At 45.4% G+C, this 19,062-nt stretch carries 11 protein-coding genes and 1 pseudogene; 5 read left to right on the plus strand and 7 right to left on the minus strand.

Going from position 1 to position 19,062, the window contains the following annotated elements; translation table 11 throughout:
* Nucleotides 1-14 precede the first annotated feature (14 nt).
* From ACOV1R_RS02495 to ACOV1R_RS02505, 3 genes are read left to right on the plus strand one after another with little or no spacing between them, the layout of a single operon-like run.
* A complete protein-coding gene (locus ACOV1R_RS02495) occupies nucleotides 15-1,520 on the plus strand; it encodes a sucrose-6-phosphate hydrolase (RefSeq protein WP_003646356.1) in 1,506 nt (501 codons plus the stop codon).
* Entirely contained in the window at nucleotides 1,501-2,481 is a 981-nt protein-coding gene (locus ACOV1R_RS02500; protein ID WP_003641783.1) for a LacI family DNA-binding transcriptional regulator, read from the plus strand. The genes ACOV1R_RS02495 and ACOV1R_RS02500 overlap by 20 nt, the downstream gene beginning before the upstream one ends.
* Nucleotides 2,482-2,501: 20 nt before the next feature.
* Entirely contained in the window at nucleotides 2,502-4,178 is a 1,677-nt protein-coding gene (locus tag ACOV1R_RS02505) for a glycoside hydrolase family 13 protein (protein WP_003646357.1), read from the plus strand.
* A 156-nt stretch (nucleotides 4,179-4,334) separates the two neighbouring features.
* Here the strand turns inward: ACOV1R_RS02505 and ACOV1R_RS02510 are convergent, their stop codons facing one another.
* Nucleotides 4,335-5,249, minus strand: a complete 915-nt coding sequence (locus tag ACOV1R_RS02510) for an NADP-dependent oxidoreductase (protein ID WP_021356924.1) — start codon at nucleotides 5,247-5,249, stop codon at nucleotides 4,335-4,337.
* A 220-nt stretch (nucleotides 5,250-5,469) separates the two neighbouring features.
* On the minus strand, nucleotides 5,470-6,870 hold the full coding sequence (nhaC, locus tag ACOV1R_RS02515) for a Na+/H+ antiporter NhaC (RefSeq protein ID WP_003643687.1): 1,401 nt from the start codon (nucleotides 6,868-6,870) through the stop codon (nucleotides 5,470-5,472).
* 545 nt (nucleotides 6,871-7,415) lie between these two features.
* Between nhaC and ACOV1R_RS02520 the strand changes: the two genes are divergently transcribed.
* Nucleotides 7,416-9,089: a glycoside hydrolase family 13 protein gene (locus tag ACOV1R_RS02520; RefSeq protein WP_015379670.1), complete on the plus strand. Its 1,674-nt coding sequence runs from the start codon at nucleotides 7,416-7,418 to the stop codon at nucleotides 9,087-9,089.
* A gap of 199 nt (nucleotides 9,090-9,288) precedes the next feature.
* Here the strand turns inward: ACOV1R_RS02520 and ACOV1R_RS02525 are convergent, their stop codons facing one another.
* Nucleotides 9,289-10,191 carry a LysR family transcriptional regulator gene (locus ACOV1R_RS02525; protein ID WP_021356925.1) on the minus strand — a complete coding sequence of 301 codons (903 nt, stop codon included), beginning with the start codon at nucleotides 10,189-10,191 and terminating at the stop codon, nucleotides 9,289-9,291.
* Between the two features lie 987 nt (nucleotides 10,192-11,178).
* On the opposite strand from ACOV1R_RS02525, the gene ACOV1R_RS02530 reads away from it, so the two are divergent.
* Nucleotides 11,179-14,094, plus strand: a complete 2,916-nt coding sequence (locus ACOV1R_RS02530) for a SpaA isopeptide-forming pilin-related protein (protein WP_219033496.1) — start codon at nucleotides 11,179-11,181, stop codon at nucleotides 14,092-14,094.
* 66 nt (nucleotides 14,095-14,160) lie between these two features.
* Here ACOV1R_RS02530 and ACOV1R_RS02535 read toward each other — a convergent pair whose 3' ends face one another.
* The 4 genes and pseudogenes from ACOV1R_RS02535 to ACOV1R_RS02550 all read right to left on the minus strand — a co-directional run bounded on the left by ACOV1R_RS02535 (nucleotide 14,161) and on the right by ACOV1R_RS02550 (nucleotide 18,943).
* Nucleotides 14,161-14,292: a hypothetical protein gene (locus ACOV1R_RS02535; RefSeq protein WP_003641790.1), complete on the minus strand. Its 132-nt coding sequence runs from the start codon at nucleotides 14,290-14,292 to the stop codon at nucleotides 14,161-14,163.
* A 92-nt stretch (nucleotides 14,293-14,384) separates the two neighbouring features.
* The gene (locus ACOV1R_RS02540; RefSeq protein WP_003641791.1) at nucleotides 14,385-15,227 is read right to left on the minus strand and encodes a helix-turn-helix transcriptional regulator; all 843 of its coding nucleotides are present in this window, start codon (nucleotides 15,225-15,227) and stop codon (nucleotides 14,385-14,387) included.
* Nucleotides 15,228-15,414: 187 nt separating this feature from the next.
* Entirely contained in the window at nucleotides 15,415-17,076 is a 1,662-nt protein-coding gene (locus tag ACOV1R_RS02545) for a peptide ABC transporter substrate-binding protein (protein WP_015379674.1), read from the minus strand.
* 205 nt (nucleotides 17,077-17,281) lie between these two features.
* Nucleotides 17,282-18,943: pseudogene (locus ACOV1R_RS02550) on the minus strand (peptide ABC transporter substrate-binding protein).
* Between the last annotated feature and the right edge of the window lie 119 nt (nucleotides 18,944-19,062).

Genomic DNA, 19,062 nt, shown 5'->3' on the forward strand with positions numbered 1-19,062 from the left:
AGGAGCTCATCGTCATGATATGGAATCGTAAAACCCGTTATACCCCTTATGAACAGTGGCCAGCAACTAAGCTACCACAGCTCGTTGCCCAGGCACGCCAGTCTAAGTGGCGGATGCAACATCATATTCAGCCTACATCAGGTTTGTTAAATGACCCCAATGGCTTTTCATACTTTGATGGTCAGTGGCACCTGTTCTACCAAGTCTTTCCGTTCGGTCCGGTACACGGACTGAAGTCATGGCAACACGTGACCTCTAAGAACTTGGTGGATTGGCATGATGAGGGCTTAGCGATTCGACCAGATACGCCGTACGACTCACACGGCGCGTACACGGGTACAGCACTACCAATTGATGATCAGTTATTTATTATGTATACGGGTAATGTCCGTACTGCCGACTGGCAACGTGAATCGTATCAATTAGGTGCCTGGATGGACACGGATAATCACATTAAAAAGCTGTCCCGGCCACTAATTGCGCATGCTCCGGCTGGGTACACGAGTTCGTTTCGTGATCCGGACTTGATCCGGACTGACCACGGCTACTACGCGCTGATCGGTGCGCAGACGACTACTGAGATCGGTGCTATCTTGGTTTATTTCTCAAAGGATCTGACCACCTGGACGTGTCAAGGCGAGTTGAACGTTCCCGCAAATGCGCGGGGTTATATGATTGAGTGTCCAAATCTGGTCTGGATCGATCAACAGCCCGTCTTATTGTTCTGTCCCCAAGGGTTATCACAAACAACGACCCCGTATCAGAATATTTATCCGAACATGTACCTAGTTGCCGATCAATTGGATCTGGCTCAGGCACAATTCACTGAACCCCACGCCCTGACGCAATTAGATGATGGCTTTGACGTGTATGCCACGCAGGCAATCAATGCGCCGGATGGCCGCGCGTTAGCCGTCAGCTGGATTGGGTTACCTGAAATTGCCTATCCAACTGATCGTGAAAATTGGGCCCATTGTTTGAGCTTAGTTAAGGAACTAACGCTTAAAGATGGGCACCTCTATCAAAATCCAGTGGCAGCGGTGGATGATTTGCGGATGACGGCGCATGACCTAGTCTTTGAGCAACAACGGGCGACGGTGGCCGCTTTGAATGGCAGCTTTGAACTCTTACTGACGGTTCCCGCTGATAAAACGGTCACGGTTAACATTGCTGATCAGCAGGAAAGTGGCCAGCTGCAGGTGACTGTTGATGCCAACCATGGTCAGGTTATGATTGATCGGCGGCATACGGGGAATTCGTTTGCTGAAGATTATGGTCAGACTCGTCAAGTTGAGTTAACGGCCCATAAGACGATAAAAATCCGGCTAATCATAGATGTGTCAGTCTTTGAATGCTATATTGATAATGGCTATTCCGTAATGACCGGCCGTTTCTTCTTAAACGCTACCCCGAGTCGCCTTAACGTTCAAGGTGACACTACGGCAGTCACCGGTAAAGTCTGGGAATGGCGCCAATCAGAGCATACTGGAGTCGATAACAATGAAACCAAAATTAAATGATGTTGCGAAGCTAGCGGGGGTCTCAGCGACAACCGTTTCTCGGGTTATTAATAACCATGGCTACCTGAGTAGTCAGACTAAAGAAAAAGTTTTCGCGGCGATGCGAGAACTGCATTATCAGCCGAATAATATGGCACGCTCACTGCAAGGAAAGAATACGCGCTTAATTGGCGTCATCTTTTCAGATATTAGTAATCCGTTCTTTGGTGAACTGGTGTCCCGGATTGAAAAAATCTTATTTGCTAAAAATTATAAGGTGATTTTATGTAATAGTGCGGATGATCCGCAAAAAGAACGCGACTACTTACAAATGTTGATGGCTAATCAGGTCGATGGGATTATTGCTGGTGCCCACAATTTAGGTATTGAAGAATATCAACAATACGGCCTTCCGATTATTTCATTTGACCGGTACTTATCCGACAATATTCCCATCGTTAGTTCGGATAATTACCAGGGGGGCTGGCTAGCAACTCAGACATTGCATCAGGCGGGGGCGACTAACGTGGCTATTTTTACTGGTAAGTCACACGCTGGTTCGCCAACGAATGGTCGCCGTGAAGGATATGAAGCCTACTTGACTGCCCAACAGCTAACACCCCATGTCCACGAATTACCGTTTGAATTGACCCCCGCGCTGAAGATGATGGAAATTAAGACGATTATGACACAACATCAGTATGATGGTATTTTTTGTAGTGATGATTTGACCGCTTTACTAGTGCTCAACGTCGCGCGACAACTGTCATTAACGGTTCCTGAGCAATTACGCGTTGTTGGTTATGATGGCACGGCGCTCATACGTGATTATCATTCTGAATTAACAACAGTAGAACAACCGTTAGCGGATATTAGCACGTTACTGGTTTCTCTACTATTGCAGCGGATTGAGGATGCGAATTGTACACTGGAATCAAAATATACGTTACCAGTTAAGCTCATCAAGGGCCTTACCGCGTAACTAAGGAGTTAATCGTAATTATGGCAGCAACAATCAAGTGGTGGCAACAAGCCGTTGTCTATCAGGTCTATCCACGGAGTTTTCAAGATACCAATCATGATGGTATTGGTGACTTAAAGGGGATCACGGCCCACCTAGACTACTTAAAGCAATTAGGAATCGACGTCATTTGGCTCAATCCCATTTATCGTTCACCCAACGATGATAATGGTTATGATATTAGTGATTATCAACAAATTGCGGCCGACTTTGGCACTATGGCTGATTTTGATGAATTATTGCAAGCCGCCCATGACCGGGGCTTAAAGATCATCATGGACTTGGTTGTTAACCATACCTCTGATGAGCATCCATGGTTCAAACGCAGTCGCCAGGACCGCACCAATCAATATCGTGATTTCTACTTTTGGCGCTCAGGTAACGGCAAAAAGGCGCCCAATAATTGGGATGCGGCTTTTGGTGGTTCAGCATGGCAATATGATGAGCAGACCCAGCAGTATTATTTACACACGTTTTCAACAAAACAACCTGATTTAAACTGGGAGAATCCGACCTTACGAGAGTCAGTTTATACGATGATGACCTGGTGGCTGAACAAGGGTGTTGACGGTTTTCGAATGGACGTCATTAACCAAATCTCTAAGTTACCCGGGTTACCAAATGGTCCACTGAAACCGCACAGTCAGTTTGGCGATGCTCGAGTAACGAACGGACCGCGAGTTCATGAATTCTTGCAAGAAATGAACCAAGAAGTGTTGTCACAGTTTGATATCATGACGGTTGGTGAGACCCACGGGGTGACACCAGCGGATGCGCTGAAGTATGCGGGCGCTGATCGGCACGAATTAGATATGGTCTTTGAATTTCAACATCTGCGACTTGATAATAGTCAGCATGGTCTTGGTAAGTGGAGTACGCGTAAGACACCGTTAGTGGCGCTAAAGAAAGTCATTAGTGACTGGCAAGTCGGACTTGAAGGGCGGGCTTGGAACAGCCTGTTTTGGAACAATCATGATACGCCACGAGCGGTCTCACGTTTTGGTGATGACCGACCAGCATATCGGGTACGTTCGGCTGAAATGCTCGCAACGTGTTTACACCTCTTGCAGGGAACCCCGTATATTTATCAAGGTGAAGAACTGGGGATGACTGACGCTCATTTTACTGAATTAACCAGTTACCGAGATATTGAATCGCTCAATGCCTATCGTGATTTAGTGACTGAGCGCCAACTACTATCACCGGCAGATATGATGGCCCGATTAGCGGCGCGTTCTCGGGACAACTCGCGAACGCCGATGCAATGGGACACGGAGGTTAACGCGGGTTTTAGTGACGCGGCGCCATGGCTCACGGTCAATCCCAACTATCGTCAAATCAATGCTGCCGCAGCTTTGGCTGATCTGGATTCAGTGTGGTACTATTACCAGCACTTGATTCAATTACGACATCAATACCCCTTAGTGACGTTAGGTTCGTTTGAGCTCTTGTGGGCCGATGATCCGCAGGTATTCTTATATGAACGGCAATGGGAAGGGCGGACCTGGCTAGTTTGTTGCAATTTCACAGCCGAGACACTGTCCCGACCACTGGATCAATATCTGACGCCCACGGCCAAATGCTTGATTAGTAATTATGGCGAGCAGCAGCCAAATAAATTACGGCCTTATGAGGCTTGGGTCTACCGACTCGCATAGGTATCCGGGACTTGGCTAATTGAGGCGGTCTTTGAAATATACCCAATCGTTACGATTAGTGTGAATTGGGTTGCTCAAAATTCTGCGATGGTCTTAATAAGCGACCACCTGACTAAAAAACTGCTTTCAAAAGTTATCCTTTTGAAAGCAGTTTTTTTAGCGCGCGACGACCACTTGACCCACGTGAGGCTCATCTAGTCGTTGGTGACCTTGAATGAAGCCCGTGAGGTTAAACGGTAGTTGTTCATTGATCGTCGTGGTCAATTGACCAGTATCTAGCAACTTGAATAGCAATTGTAAGGCGGCCTGATCAGAAATCACTTCGGTCGGTTGGATTGCTTGGAAACGAATTGATTTACTGGTGGCTGGCAAGTGACGGGCAAATGAAGCGATGGTCGCATCAAATTTGGCCATTGCTAAGTCATCTTTGCCACCAACGCCATCGATAGCGACATTGATTACGACGTCACCGCGGTCGGCTAACACGTGAACTGGATTTTGATGCTGATAGTCGACGAATTGGTCGACTCCCAGTGTCGCAATCAATTTAGCATAACGGTCACTAGCAATCGCGATAACGTGGGCACCTAATCGTTTGGCTAACTGAATAATTAACAAGCCGACTGGGCTGCCAGCGCCTTTGACAATCACCGTTTGGTCGGCCTGGATGTCCGCAAAGTAGCGCACCGTTTTGTAAGCGACAATCCCTGGAGTGACTAAGCTGACGGCGGTGACCGGATCAAGATTAGTTGGCATGGTCACCGCTAGATCACTATCTAAACAAACCTGGTCCGCGTAAGTATGGTTCGTGCGGGCAGCCACCACTGTCCCAACGTCCAAGTCAGTGACAGCGGCGCCAACTTGAATGATTTTCCCAATGACATCATGCCCAGGAATATGCGGTAGTGCGACGCTTTGGATAGTACCTAGCCGTTCTAAGCGGTCTCCCTCGGTTAGGTTAACGGCTAAAGTTTTGATTAATAATTGATTATCTGTTGGAATCAGCTGTGATTGTGGTAGTTCTTCAAATACGGTAGGTCCCCCAAATTTTTGATACCCGTATGCAAGCATTGTAATCCCCCTCCTCATATCTAAGTTCGTTAGTTGACGTGGTGCCGGGATGTGACTTATTAGTAAATAAATCATGCAGTATCAATTGACGAATTGTTAGATTGATCCAAAACATGCTCTTGTCTAATTGTAGCCAGCAGTGGGGGCGAATCACAAGCAGTAACAATTATATTCCGGGATTGGTTCGGTCACCGATTAAATTAAACAACCTAGTTTTAAATTAACCGGCTTCGTTGGCTGGCTGATGCTTCAGGCCCCAGCCAGTGAAACCACTGATAATTGAGAATACCGGTGATAGTAAGCTGAAGAAACAAAATGGCAGGTAAGCTAAGGTTGATACCCCGAGCGTGTTAGCGGCAAAGGCCCCGGCAACGCCCCACGGAATCAGGTAATTGATGACAGTTCCACCGTCTTCAAGGACTCGACTGAGGGCTAAGTTAGCCAATCCTCGCTGATTGAAGGTCGTTTTGAACGCTTTACCAGGCAAGATAACGGAAAGGTACTGTTCACCGACAAAGATGTTGACACCGATTCCCGCTAAAATCGCAGCCGTAACAGTTGCCCCGGCACCTTTCAATCGCTTAGTTAGCGGCACCATTGCTGTCTGAATGAGGTTGAATTTCATTAGTAAACCGCCTAACGACAGGGTTAATAGGATTAAGGAGACCGTGCTCATCATGGCACTGATACCGCCACGTGAGAGTAAGGCGTCCACCCCGGCGTTGCCAGTTTTGGCTACAAAGCCGGTTTCGATCATCGTGGCGATCTTAGTTAAGGCAATATGAGGTTGCTCGATAAAAATCATGACGATGGCAAGACCGATATTCATCAACAAGGTTGCAATGGCTGGAATTTTAAGTAGGGCACAGGCAAACATGACGACGAGTGGCAAGGCCGCCCACCAGCTGATGGTAAAGTTATTATTGAGGACGGTCAACGTCGTTTGAATCTTGCCCAAATGGCTTTGTGTTGCGGCTCCGGCACCTAAAACGGCGTAGAGTACTAGTGATACGACAAAAGCAGGAATCGTAGACCACATCAGATTACGAATGTGGTCGAATAAATCTGCTTCGGCAATGGCTGCGGCCAGGTTGGTCGAATCTGACAACGGTGAAGTCTTATCTCCAAAAATGGCTCCTGAGATGATAGCTCCGGCAATCAAAGCTGGGTTGATGCCCATCGTTGTCCCGATTCCAAAGAGGGCAATCCCAATCGTTGAGATAATCGTGAAGGCACTCCCGATGGAAGTTCCAATAATTGCACAAACGAGAAAAACGGATGGAACGAACCACTGCGCAGAGATCAGATGAAACCCAAAGACCATCATTGAAGGAATGATGCCAGCTGCAATCCAAACGCTGATGAGTGCCCCGATGAGTAGAAAAATAAAAATTGGGATAATCCCAGTTTTAATACCATCGATGATGCCACCGTGAATGTCATCCCAGTGGGCACCGCGAATTCGGGCCCATAAAATGATGAGGGCGATAACGAGAATAACGGGGGTCTGTGGTGACAGGCCGAACTTAATAACGCCAAGTCCCATAATTGCAAGCATAATGAGTAAAACGAGTAGGGCTTCTGGTAACTGAACTGAACGCCATTTCTTTGAATTAGGCATAATAATTAACTCCTTTGAGGTCGTTAAACCAGCAGTGAATAGCCCGACACGGACTGCTTCAACAGCGGTTGTACGCCGATAATAGTGGGTGAATATAAAAAATCGTCCCTGTTGCATAATAATGCAACAGGGACGATTGATTAGACCGTGGTACCACCCAGCTTGAGCCACAATATGACTCCACTCACTAGCAGTTAACGGCTCTAGTTGTTATCCGCCGGGCGTACCCGGACCTCTCCTACCGTATTTCATCGAGATTAACCTGATCGGTTCGCAGCACCCACCGACTTCCTGACGCACAGTTAATTCGCTACTTGAAAGTAAGATTATCGTTCGTTATTTGAATATAAGCGATAATAGCATGGCGTTTTTGATTCGTCAACTAAGATATGGCTAGAAACGTGTTAGGCTAACAAATAAATAGCGATAAGTGGGTACGCTCAAATGACCGACAATGGTAGAATGGTTAGTGTTGTAAGCGGTGCCTTTTATGGTTGACCGTGACAAGTTTTTTAAAGCAAACTTTTTTAGGGGGATAATCATATATGGCTAATCAATGGTGGCAATCAGCGGTTGTTTATCAGGTTTATCCACGGTCGTTTCAGGATTCAAATGGTGATGGAATCGGTGATTTGCCAGGAATTACACAACGGTTAGATTATATTAAACAGCTCGGCGCGGATGTGATTTGGCTCAACCCAATTTACCGTTCACCCGGTGTCGATAATGGCTATGATATTAGTGATTATTACGATATTAATCCAGAATTCGGGACGATGGCTGATTTTGATCAATTATTAACAACGGCCCATGCGAAAGGGTTAAAAATCATGATGGACATTGTTGTCAACCATTCATCTGATCAAAATAAGTGGTTTACGACGAGTGCGCAAAGTAAGGATAATCCGTACGCGGACTATTATATTTGGCGTGATCCTGTTGATGGGCATGAACCAAACAACTGGGGTGGCTTTTTCGGTGGCTCTGCTTGGAAATATGTTGCCAGCCGTGATCAGTATTACTTACATTCATTTGCGGTTGAACAGCCAGATTTGAACTGGGATAATCCGCAACTACGGCAAGCAGTCTATGACATGATGAATTTCTGGGTCAATAAGGGCGTGGACGGTTTCCGCTTGGATGTCATTAACTTGATTTCCAAGCCTGATAGCTTTGCAGATGGGCAGCCAGAAGCTGGGGAACCATACGCGGCAATCGGCGGAATTATTGCCAATGGTCCGCATCTCCATGAATACTTACAAGAAATGAATCAGCAAGTGTTTGCAGGCCATCAACTGATGACGGTCGGCGAAACGCCTGGGGCTACGGTTGCTGATGCTAAGCAACTGGCAAGCAGCCAAGGTCAGGAATTAAACATGGTGTTTGAATTTGAACACATGGGCCTGGATGGTAATCCAGATCCGGCGCTAGGTAAGTGGAATGACCAGCCCGTCCGACTGGTTGACCTAAAGCAGAGCTTGTCTAAGTGGCAAATGGGCTTACAAGGGACAGCCTGGAATAGTCTCTATTGGAATAATCATGACCAACCGCGAATTGTGTCACGATTCGGGGATGAACGGCCAGCTTATCGGGAACGTTCAGCCAAAATGCTAGCGACCCTATTGCACTTTCTTCAAGGGACACCCTACATCTACGAAGGTGAGGAGCTAGGCATGACGAATGCCCATTTTACCAAGTTAACCGACTATCAAGACTTGGAATCACTGAATGCGTATCATCACTTTGTTGATGACGAACAGGTCGTTCAACCTGAACAGATGTTAGGTTATCTCGCCCATATGTCGCGGGATAATGCGCGTACACCGATGCAGTGGGATGATAGTCAGAATGCTGGGTTTTCAACGGCAACACCGTGGCTAGCGGTTAATACCAATTATCCGCGGATCAACGCGCAACTCGCGCAACGAACGCCCGGTTCAGTTCTGAGCTATTATCAGCGGTTGATTAAGCTCCGGCACCATTTACCAGTCATAACGACGGGAACTTATCACCTATTATCACCTGATGATGCGGCCGTTTATGCCTATATGCGGCATATGGGGTCGCAGCACCTGCTAGTAATTTGTAACTTTACTGCGGCAACCCAGACGCGACACTTTGCAGAATTACCCGCTGATGCGCATCTGTTGATCAGTAACTACGATGAAGATCATCAAGACGTATTACGAGCGTACGAAGCAAAAGTTTACCAGTTTTAGGTCACAATTAGCTTCGCTGCTGGAGTCGTGAATGTGATTTTTAACGGCGGTTGTGTGATTACGAGCACGAGTTGGTCGTGTAAATTTAATCGTGATGACTTAACCAAAAATGCGCCCCAATAAGAACGCCCAACCTATCATTCTAGATAAGTTGGGTATTTTTATTGGAGCGCATGTGTGATTATGATCAAGTTTGTGGTTAAGATTTTTGTTCGGCATTGTCAGCCGCAAATGTTTTTTCAATAATGTCGATAACCTGTTTGACTAAGCCAATTGGAAATTGGTGGGCCCGACGAATCAAGTTGATATGCACGCTAGGAACCTGAACGTCGTCGAACGGAATCTCAACGAGACCATCGTTGGGGGTCGTGATGTCGGAAATGAAGCCTAGTGCCAGGTTCTCTTTAACTAATCCCTTGATCAAGGTGCTGCTATCAGATTCGAAGAGAACTTGGGGTTCAATCGAAAGTTGTTCAGCAAGTTGCCGGAAGACTAGTTTATTTAAGTAAGTTGCATTAAGCAGTACAAAAGGCGATTTTAGCGCTTCTGCAAAAGTCGGATGCTCAGCCTTTGCTAAGGGGTGTGCAGCATTAGCGAGAATGCGAAATTTAAAGGGCCGTAATGGCGTTACTGCAAGCCGTTCATCCAATGTTTGATCCAAGTTACCACTGATGGCTAAGTCGAGTTGGCCGGCTAAAACCTGTTTGACAAGTTGATTAGCCCCCATTTCAACAGTGTGGACGCTACTAAGCAAATCTTGCTCGATGATTGGTTTTGTTAATGCCGGTAAATAATGTTCACTGACGGATGGTTCGATACCAAACCGCAGTGTATGTTGACGCAAATGACTGATTGATTCATTGACATGCTGCCAGTTGTTGATAATGTCGTTGGCTGCGAGCAATAGTTGCTGGCCACTAGGTGTTAACACCAGCGCCTTGGTCTTTGCTTGGCGAAAGAACAGTGTCACTTGGAAATGACGTTCTAGTCGTTTAATTGCTTGGGAGATTGTGGGTTGGCTAACGTGAAAATCAGCAGCCGTTTGCGTATAACTCTGAGTGCTGATTAAGCGTTGGAAGTAATACAAGTCTTTAATGTTCATGAAAAATGTAGCCTCCATAAAATATTAATGTTGGTTGCGCAATTAATAGTCGCAGGTAAGCAGGCTCCGACTGATTGATTAAAGCTGGTTATTATACGTCATGTTAATCATACCATTGTTATAACGAATAGTGTCAGGATAATTAGTGAAAATTAATTTACAAAATAGTTAACGCACTTAAACTATAATGATTATTAATAAGAATGTTAGTGCTGATTGGTACAGATGTAGTGTTGCTGGTAAATTAAGTTTTGAGTCATTATATAATTTTATCAGTTAAAGGGCTGCCGCATCGTTTTGATTATCATGACGTGTCGGTTAGTCTGATTAATCACCGGAAAAAAAGTTGCATTGCTTAAGTGGGAGTCGTTAGAAATAAAGGTTAAAGTGTTAAAGCGATAAGTAAACATTATGCAGATTAAGAAGCATACAAGTTAATGGCAAACTATTAGTAATAAAGCTATAAAAAATACTTATCAGTTAAGGTGCTGTTATATATCGCTCGATAAATCAATAATTGGTCTACGTGCCATCGGTAGCGCCAGTCTGCCCCGTTTTTCGACGTAATTAGTTGACAAGCAACTAAAGCAGTTAATGGGTTTAAATTATAAATGAAACGAATGACATCATTTTTACTGATTGCAATTAGTTAAATCTATATTAATCAGCATAAATTATTTTAATTAGCTAACAACTGTCACGAACTCGTCAAAATTGATGGCATACAACTTTTGTATAAAATATTATAATACTAATTATGATTAATGTCTTTAAAATGTTGATATATCGGTAAATTAATTAAGTGTACATAAATAAAAATTATATAGACGTAATGAGCCTTTTGAACAAATATTGCTGGTATGTAACTGCTATCTGTGAGCGACGAATTTTGACAAAAAGTGTCTTCAAATTTGCGGAATGTGGTTTATAATTAAGGCGTGTAATCGGTTTAAAAGCTTTAACTTATATAAGAAAGGGGGGGATATCATGCGATTAATCGATTTCAAAACTTGGATAATGGGAACGGCCGCCATGTTGACATTGATTGTGACAAATCAAACAGTGAGTGCGGCGGACACGGCTACCACTGCCACTGAAACGACGCAGACTTCTGGCTCGAGTACACTTGCTAATCAAGTGGTGTTGCGACAAACTACGAGCAGTAGCAGTAGCAGTAGCAGTAGCAGTAGCAGTAGCAGTAGCAGTAGCAGTAGCAGTAGCAGTAGCACGAAAGCATCGGCAACTGGTGCTGCGACCGAAACGGCGACTAGCAAAGCGGTCACCGCGTCTGAGTCATCAACCCAATCATCTAGCACAACGGCTACTAGCCAAACGACTTCAGGTGTGACAGCCGCTCAAGCAACAACGGACAGTACTGATACGACAGCGACGTCCCGGGCGACGGCTAATGCCAAAGCGGATCAACGAGCGGCTAGTGCGAAGGCGAACAACGAGCAAGCAACGACCCAGAATCAGCAACAAACGACTAATATGTACAGTGGTGTCGTTACCAGTCAAAAAGACTCGGCGAGAACGGCAACTACGACGGATCAAGCAACTGCGTCTGTCGCGACACTGTCCAGAATGAGCCGGGCCAGTCTTCGCAGTTTAGCACAACGGGCAACGGTTGCGGTTCAGGGGCTCGATGCTACTGACGCAACGGTGACTGACGATGATGGTGTTACGTATAGCGCTACGGATGTATTGAGTCTGTATGCGAACTATATCGCGAAGTATCATTGGTCAATAGCCGATGATGTTAGCGTAACTGCTGGCAGTACAGCAACGGTGACCTTACCAGAGAATGTTGTCTTTACCAATGGTACGCAGCATATTGATGTCCAAAAATCAGATGGAACGGTCGTCGGGACTTTTACGGCCGAGACCGGTAGTCAAACCGGAACACTAACTTTTAATGATTATTATGCGACTAGTGATCGTTATAATCGTCAAGGAGACTTAACGTTTTATGTTACTGGGACTAGCGCAACCACTGGCAGTAGTACGACTGGGATTAATAAGGTTGGCTGGGCCGATAGTAATAGTTTAGATGCTGATGGTAATCCCACCAAAATGATCTGGCAAGTTGTCGCAAACATTAATAGTGAAAAGTGGCAGCAAGTTGCGATTGTTGATCAGCTAGGCCTTTATCAAACGCACGAAGGTACCATGACGATGGAAACTGGTCATTATACTGACGGTGCCTTTGTTAAAGACGCGGCACTGGGCACTTATGATTTTGCAACGCAGCAGTTTACCTACGCTGATGGGGTATCAACACCACAAGTAACCGTGACGGTTGTGGGTCAGCAGATGACAATTAATATTGACCAATTAGATGTAGCGGTCAATATATTTTATGAAGTTGGTCTGACAGTAGGACATACGTACACCAATAATGCGGGTGTAACGTATGCACCTGTCATTGGAGATGCGACTGATCCAAATGAGGGCAGTTCGACAGGCGAACCAAAAAGTGAACAATCGAACGTGGCCGTTAGATTTGGTGGTTCCGGAACTGCTAGTGATGACATTCAGAGTTACAGTTTGGTCATTAATAAAACTGATGGTGACGGCCAGTCAGTTGCTGGTGCCACTTATCAGTTAGAGGATAGTACGGGTACGGTACTTCGGACCGATTTGGTGACTGATTCAGTTGGACAGTTACGCATCGGTAACTTGTCGGCTGGGACGTACATGCTAGTTGAGACGGCGGCTCCGAGTGGCTACCAGATCGACACGGCCAAGCACGTCTTCACGGTATCCGCAGTGCAAGCAACGGCTAACGTGGTCACAGGTAGTGTGGTTGACAAACGAATGGCTAAGACGGCGCTGACTGTTAACAAAGTTTGGGCTGACGTGCCAGCTGGAGTGCAAACGCCGACCGTTGAAGTGACGTTGCAACGCAATGGTCAAGCTTATCAGACCTTGCAATTAACGTCAGCAAATGGCTATACGGGCACTTTCAGTGATTTGGATGTGACGGATGTTTATGGCAATGCGTACACTTATACGGTGATTGAAACGGCCATTGCTGGCTATATCAGTAGTCAAACAACTAGTGGTGAGACGGTGACATTAACGAATACGTATCAAACCGGGAAATTGACGGTGGTTAAGACGGATTCGAGTGGCGCCAATCGCTTGGCCGGGGCGGTTTTTGCCGTGAAAAATGCTGCCGGAACGCTGGTTGCTCAGTTGACAACGGATGCGACTGGTCAAGCACAGCTTACAGGTCTAACGCAAGGTGCTTATACGGTTAGCGAAATTCAAGCACCGGACGGTTACTTGATCAATACACAGGCGCAAGTGCTTGTGTTGAATGAGCAAAGCGCTTATCAAGGCCAATTAGTTTTTGCCGATGAGGTCGAACCAAGTGAACCGAGCGAACCAAGCGAACCGAGTGAACCGAGTGAACCGAGTGAACCGAGTGAACCGAGTGAACCGAGTGAACCGAGTGAACCGAGTGAACCGAGTGAACCAAGTGAGCCGAGTGAACCAAGCAAACCGAGTGAACCAAGCGAACCGAGTGAACCAAGCGAACCGGGCGAACCAAGTGAACCGAGTGAACCAAGTGAGCCGAGTGAACCGAGTGAACCGGTGCTACCAGGACACGCTGACGAGGATAGTGATTCAGATCAGGTTGTCACAACGAAGACTGAGACAGCTAAGTTAGTCAAGCAAACTAATTTAGTAACCACGACTCGGCCAACGAAATTGTTAGGACAGCCAATAAAATTAGTAGCAACTTCTAAACCAGTTGTTAAAGTTACAAAAGCAACTAATCGCAAGTCGGCGCAACAATTGCCACAGACTAGTGAACAATCAATGGATTGGCTAATGATTTTGGGCTGGTTCTTGCTAGGGCTAACAGTTGTTAGTCGTCAACGGCGATTTAATTAAACAAAAAGGCTACTGGAATTTCGCTTCCAGTAGCCTTTATTTATATCATAGATAAGTGTCGCCACATTATCGACGATTTTGAGATGTGCGTTGGTCATGCTTAATTCTGACTGGTTGGGCAGCGGGAACACGGGCGCCAGCCACGACGCCGGCAACGGCAGCTAGTCCGGCTGCGGCCAATAAACCTGCTAATAACATGGGCAAGACCTCCTCAATAGTTGTAAAAACTCGTCTTTTAATACTTGCAGTTTAGGCGACTTATTAACAAAAATCAATTATTTAACCGTAAATTAGTGAGAATCTGAATAACTTGAAATATTCTTAAGTAATTGCCGGTTATTGTTCATTCTGGCAAGGGCGGCCGCATCATTTAAATATTCATGAATTTGATCCGGTTCATCGGATAATTGAGCCTGTAAGAATTTGATCCGCGCTGCGTAATAGGTAACGTGGAATCGCGCACAAATCTCAATCCCGTAGTTTAATAACTGCAAACTCCGCGGTGTATCATTAATGTTAGCGTAAAAAGCCCCCGTGTAATAAGCTAAGTTAATCACGCGCCAAACACTAGCGGTCGTTTCTAGCGGTAGGTTCGGTAGGGCGTGGCGTACTTTTTCAAAATAGTACTGGGCTTTATCGTTATCCTGGTTCTGCTGATAAGCAATCCCGATACCACAGTAGGCCAGCTGTGTATAGATTGTGATGTGAGCCTCGTCCAAATCGGTGATGATTTGGTCAAAATTAAAGATGACATCACTGATCGGGTGGTGGTTAAGGGCAGCAACATAGCCTTTTAGATAACAATATTGTAATTTGGTTTCGCGGTCATGTCGCGGCATATCCGCAGCCTTTTCAAGTTGTACTTCGGCATCTTGATATTCAGTTGTAATGAGGTCGAACTCGACCTGTTCCAAAATCTTCAAAACAGCGGCATCAGCGACGCGTTCGGTTGGAAAGACATCTTCCAATTGTAGGTTGAGTCGCTGACAAAGTTGGGCAACGATTCGTATGGCAGGTGCTTTGCCATTGTTCTCGAACTTACTTAGTGTCGCCTGAGTACAAATACCATCTGCTAGGGCTTTTTGTGAAAGTCCTAGGGCTTTGCGGCGGGCGATGAAAAGCTCAATGTTCATACCATCAACGCTTCCTTTACATATTTAAGTCATAATTGAAACAGCTTTCATTTACCCTAATTAAAAACTTTTTATATAATTTTGTCAATATTTAAACATAATCTTGCATATTCTAAAAATATATCTTGACTATATAAAAAACGCTCGCTAGTCTTTGCTAGTGAGCGTCTGTGAGTTATCTGATGGTTTATTTTGCCATATAGGCGTCTTTGAAGTTATAGTTGGTACCAGAAGTGTTATAAATCAGGCCCTTTAACTTAGGGTTGACCATCTGTGCCAGCGTTGTTTGAGTTAATGGTGCAACGCCTTCATCCGTCCCAATAATTTTTTCAGCTTTGCCTAGAGCAGTCCAGCGTACTGTCGGATCAGTTGCTTGCTCGGCCTGCTTGACAGCAGCGTCATAATCAGCATTTTTCCACTTACCAAAGTTGTAATCATTCGTGGAAGTGAGAATGCCTAGGTCAGAGATGGGGTCGGCGAAGTCAGCTTGCCAGCCAGAAATAGCGAGTTGGAAATCACCCGATATTTCACGTGCAAGTCGGTTTTTGAATGGCAAGGTAATATCGGTAATCTTCAAACCGGGTAGTTCCTTTTCTAGCTGTCCCTGAACATATTCGGCCGTCTCTTTGGTTTGGTCAATATTATCGTGCGTAAGCGTTAAGGTTAATGACTTTTTGCCGGTTTCTTTTAATCCTTCTGCCCACAGTTTCTTGGCCTTAGCGGTGTCTTGAGTTGTCGCCGCACTAACTGCATTTTCAGTAGCGAAATCTTCACCAGTCGTTGGATCGGTTGCGAGCCCGGTGGTGACAAAGCCCTTTGGAACTGCTGAGCCATCCGCTAGTACGTCCGTGACAAGTTGGTGCCGGTCAATAGTTAAGGACATCGCTTGCCGGAGCTTGGCATTAGCTAGCGCGGGCACCTTTTTCTGATTAAACTCGAGGTAGTTCAGACGGGATGTCTTACGGAGCACTAACTTGGGATTATTCTTTTCGTTTTTGACTTGTTCGCCGCTCAGGGTGGCCATGTCGAGTTTGTTGCTCTGGAATAAGTTGAATCCGGTCGTGGTTGACTTAACGACTTGGTCATTGATCTTTTCTAAGTAAACGTGTTTTTTATCCCAATATTTAGGATTGCGGTTCAGGGACCATGTCGTATTAGTGCCTTTCCAGCCCTTCATGGTAAACGGCCCATCGTAGACCATCTTGGTGGCCGTTGTCCCATAGTCCTTGCCGTATTTCTGTACGGCGTGTTGGTTCTGCGGGAAGAAGATGGCAAAGCCCATTAGGAGTTTAAAATAAGCCATGGGTTTATCAAGTGTCACGGTTAGCTTGTATTTACCGTCAGCTTTAATTCCTAAACTATTGGCTTTAGCTTTACCATTGGTGATTTGGTCGGCATTCTTGATACCAGAATAAAGATAAGCATATTGCGAAGCGGTCTTGGGATCGATGGTTCGCCGCCAACTATAAACGAAATCTTGAGCGGTTACGGGATCGCCGTTGCTCCACTTGGCGTCTTTGCGCAATGTGAACGTATAAGTTTTTTTATCTTTGGAAATGACAGTATGGGTCGCAATGCCCGGTGTGATTTTATTATTATTGCCAATACGGTAGAGGCCCTCCATCGTGTTATTGATCATATTGGCACTGATCGAATCGGTGACTAGCGAAGTATCCAAAGTCGTTAGTTCGGAGCCATTTTCTGACCAGTTCAAGACTTGCTTTTGTGCCATTCCCGCGCGTAAGTTCCCCGCATTATCTGACTTGGACTGACCTTGACTACAGGCAGCTAACAAAAGGCCGGTCGATGCGGCCGCAGTAGCAGTTGTCAACATTACTTTCCATTTCATAGTAAAACTTCCCCCCAACTTGAATGGTCACGAGAATACATTAAAGAAAGATTAAAATCAATGCTTTGATTCTAATAATTAAAGTAATTAACAGCCGCAAAATGTGTCAAGAAACACAAAAAAAGTACCGTAGTTTGTTGCTACGATACCTTTTATTGTGCGATTTAAGGGTAGTTTGACGTGAGGCGATGCTAGTTAGGTCACCTTATTTGGCCATATAGGCACTCTTGAAGTTATAGTTAATGCCCGCCGTGTTGTAGACTAGGCCTTTCAGCTTAGGGTTGACCATTTGTGCGATGACGTTTTGTGAGAGCGGTGCGACCCCTTGATCCGTCGCCATCGTCTTTTCAGCGGTTGCGAGAGCTTGCCAACGCTTCGTTGTACTGGTTGTACTATTTGCTGTGTTGATAGCACTATCGAAAGTCTTGTTGGTCCACTTACCAAAGTTGTAATCGTTAGTTGATGTCATGATACCGAGGTCTGAAACTGGATCAGCAAAGTCAGCTTGCCATGCGGAGATAACCAGCTGGAAATTACCCGCAATTTCTCGGGAAATTCTTGTCTTATAAGGAACGGTGACACTTTGCACTTTAAGTCCCGGTAATTCCTTTTCTAATTGTCCCTGAACGTATTCAGCGAGGGCCTTCATCTGATCTGTATCGTCATGAGTTAACGTTAAGGTAACCGACTTCTTGCCGGTTTCTTTTAGTCCTTGTTTCCAGAGCTTTTTAGCTTTGGTGGTGTCCTGAGTAACAGCTGATTTAACCGTATTTTCGGTGGCGAAGTCCTTACCAGTCGTTGGATCAGTAGCAAGTCCGGTCGTAACAAAGCCCTTTGGAGTGACGGAACCATCGCCGAGGACATCGTTGACCAACTGCTTACGATTCAAAGTCAGTGACATTGCTTGACGAATCTTCTTATTGGCGAGTAACTTCACCTTCTTTTGATTGAATTCCAAGTAATTTAGACGTGAAGACTTACGGATGACCAGTTTGTTATTATTCTTTTCGTTCTTGACTTGTTGTCCAGATAACGTTGCCATGTCGAGCTTATTACTCTGGAAGAGGTTAAAGGCTGTCGTCGTCAACTTCACGACTTGGTCTTTGATCTTAGTTAAGTAAACGTGTTTTTTATCCCAGTAATTAGGATTGCGCTTAAGTGTCCAGGTCGAGTTGGTCCCTTTCCAACCAGTCATCTTGAATGGCCCGTTGTAAACCATCTTGCTGGAACTGGTCCCGTAGTCCTTTCCGTATTTTTCCACCGCGTGCTGGTTTTGCGGGAAGAAGACCACGAAACCCATCAATAATTTGAAATACTGCATGGGCTTTTCAAGTTTGACGGTCAGCTTATACTTACCATCGGCCTTGATGCCCAAGGTACTAGTCTTGGCCTTGCCGCTGACGATTTTGTCAGCATTTTTGATACCGGAATATAAGTAGGCGTATTGGGAAGCCGTCTTCGGATTAACTGTACGACGCCAGCCATACACAAAGTCTTGTGCGGTCACTTGATCGCCATTACTCCATTTGGCATTCTTACGCAGGGTAAAAGTATAAGTCTTTTTATCTTTGGACACGGTCGTTTTAGTGGCAATACCTGGTGTGACCTTACTGTTTTTACCTAATCGATACAAACCTTCTTGCTAATTACTGATCATCGTCCCACTGATAACATCAGTGGCTAAGGACGGGTCAAGGGTGGTCAAATCCTGGCCGTTTTCCGACCAATTGAGGACTTGAGTCTTGGCCATTTTGGCCGTTGTGTTGCCGGCATTGCTTGAACTGGATGAGGACTGACCACAGCCGACGAGTAAAACGCCGGTCGTTGCCGTTAACGTGGCAACTGTGGCAAATAATTTCCATTGCATATATGTACCCCCTGCTTCAAATGATTATGATATGTAGATGAGAATACATTAAAATTAGATTAAATACAATATTATTTTTTTAATCATTAATATTATTAAGCAAATAAAGCCAGTACGAC

This window comes from Lactiplantibacillus sp. YT640, from assembly GCF_049745435.1.
Taxonomy (GTDB): Bacteria; Bacillota; Bacilli; order Lactobacillales; family Lactobacillaceae; genus Lactiplantibacillus; species Lactiplantibacillus plantarum.

Bases quoted from the DNA above. Each gene is read 5' to 3' on its own strand.
- ACOV1R_RS02505 (WP_003646357.1), top strand. From the start codon at position 2,502: ATGGCAGCAACAATCAAGTGGTGGCAACAAGCCGTTGTCTATCAGGTC.
- ACOV1R_RS02535 (WP_003641790.1), bottom strand. From the start codon at position 14,292: ATGTTATTAGCAGGTTTATTGGCCGCAGCCGGACTAGCTGCCGTTGCC.
- ACOV1R_RS02545 (WP_015379674.1), bottom strand. From the start codon at position 17,076: ATGAAATGGAAAGTAATGTTGACAACTGCTACTGCGGCCGCATCGACC.
- ACOV1R_RS02525 (WP_021356925.1), bottom strand. From the start codon at position 10,191: ATGAACATTAAAGACTTGTATTACTTCCAACGCTTAATCAGCACTCAG.
- ACOV1R_RS02540 (WP_003641791.1), bottom strand. From the start codon at position 15,227: ATGAACATTGAGCTTTTCATCGCCCGCCGCAAAGCCCTAGGACTTTCA.
- ACOV1R_RS02510 (WP_021356924.1), bottom strand. From the start codon at position 5,249: ATGCTTGCATACGGGTATCAAAAATTTGGGGGACCTACCGTATTTGAA.
- ACOV1R_RS02500 (WP_003641783.1), top strand. From the start codon at position 1,501: ATGAAACCAAAATTAAATGATGTTGCGAAGCTAGCGGGGGTCTCAGCG.
- ACOV1R_RS02495 (WP_003646356.1), top strand. From the start codon at position 15: ATGATATGGAATCGTAAAACCCGTTATACCCCTTATGAACAGTGGCCA.
- ACOV1R_RS02530 (WP_219033496.1), top strand. From the start codon at position 11,179: ATGCGATTAATCGATTTCAAAACTTGGATAATGGGAACGGCCGCCATG.
- ACOV1R_RS02520 (WP_015379670.1), top strand. From the start codon at position 7,416: ATGGCTAATCAATGGTGGCAATCAGCGGTTGTTTATCAGGTTTATCCA.
- nhaC (WP_003643687.1), bottom strand. From the start codon at position 6,870: ATGCCTAATTCAAAGAAATGGCGTTCAGTTCAGTTACCAGAAGCCCTA.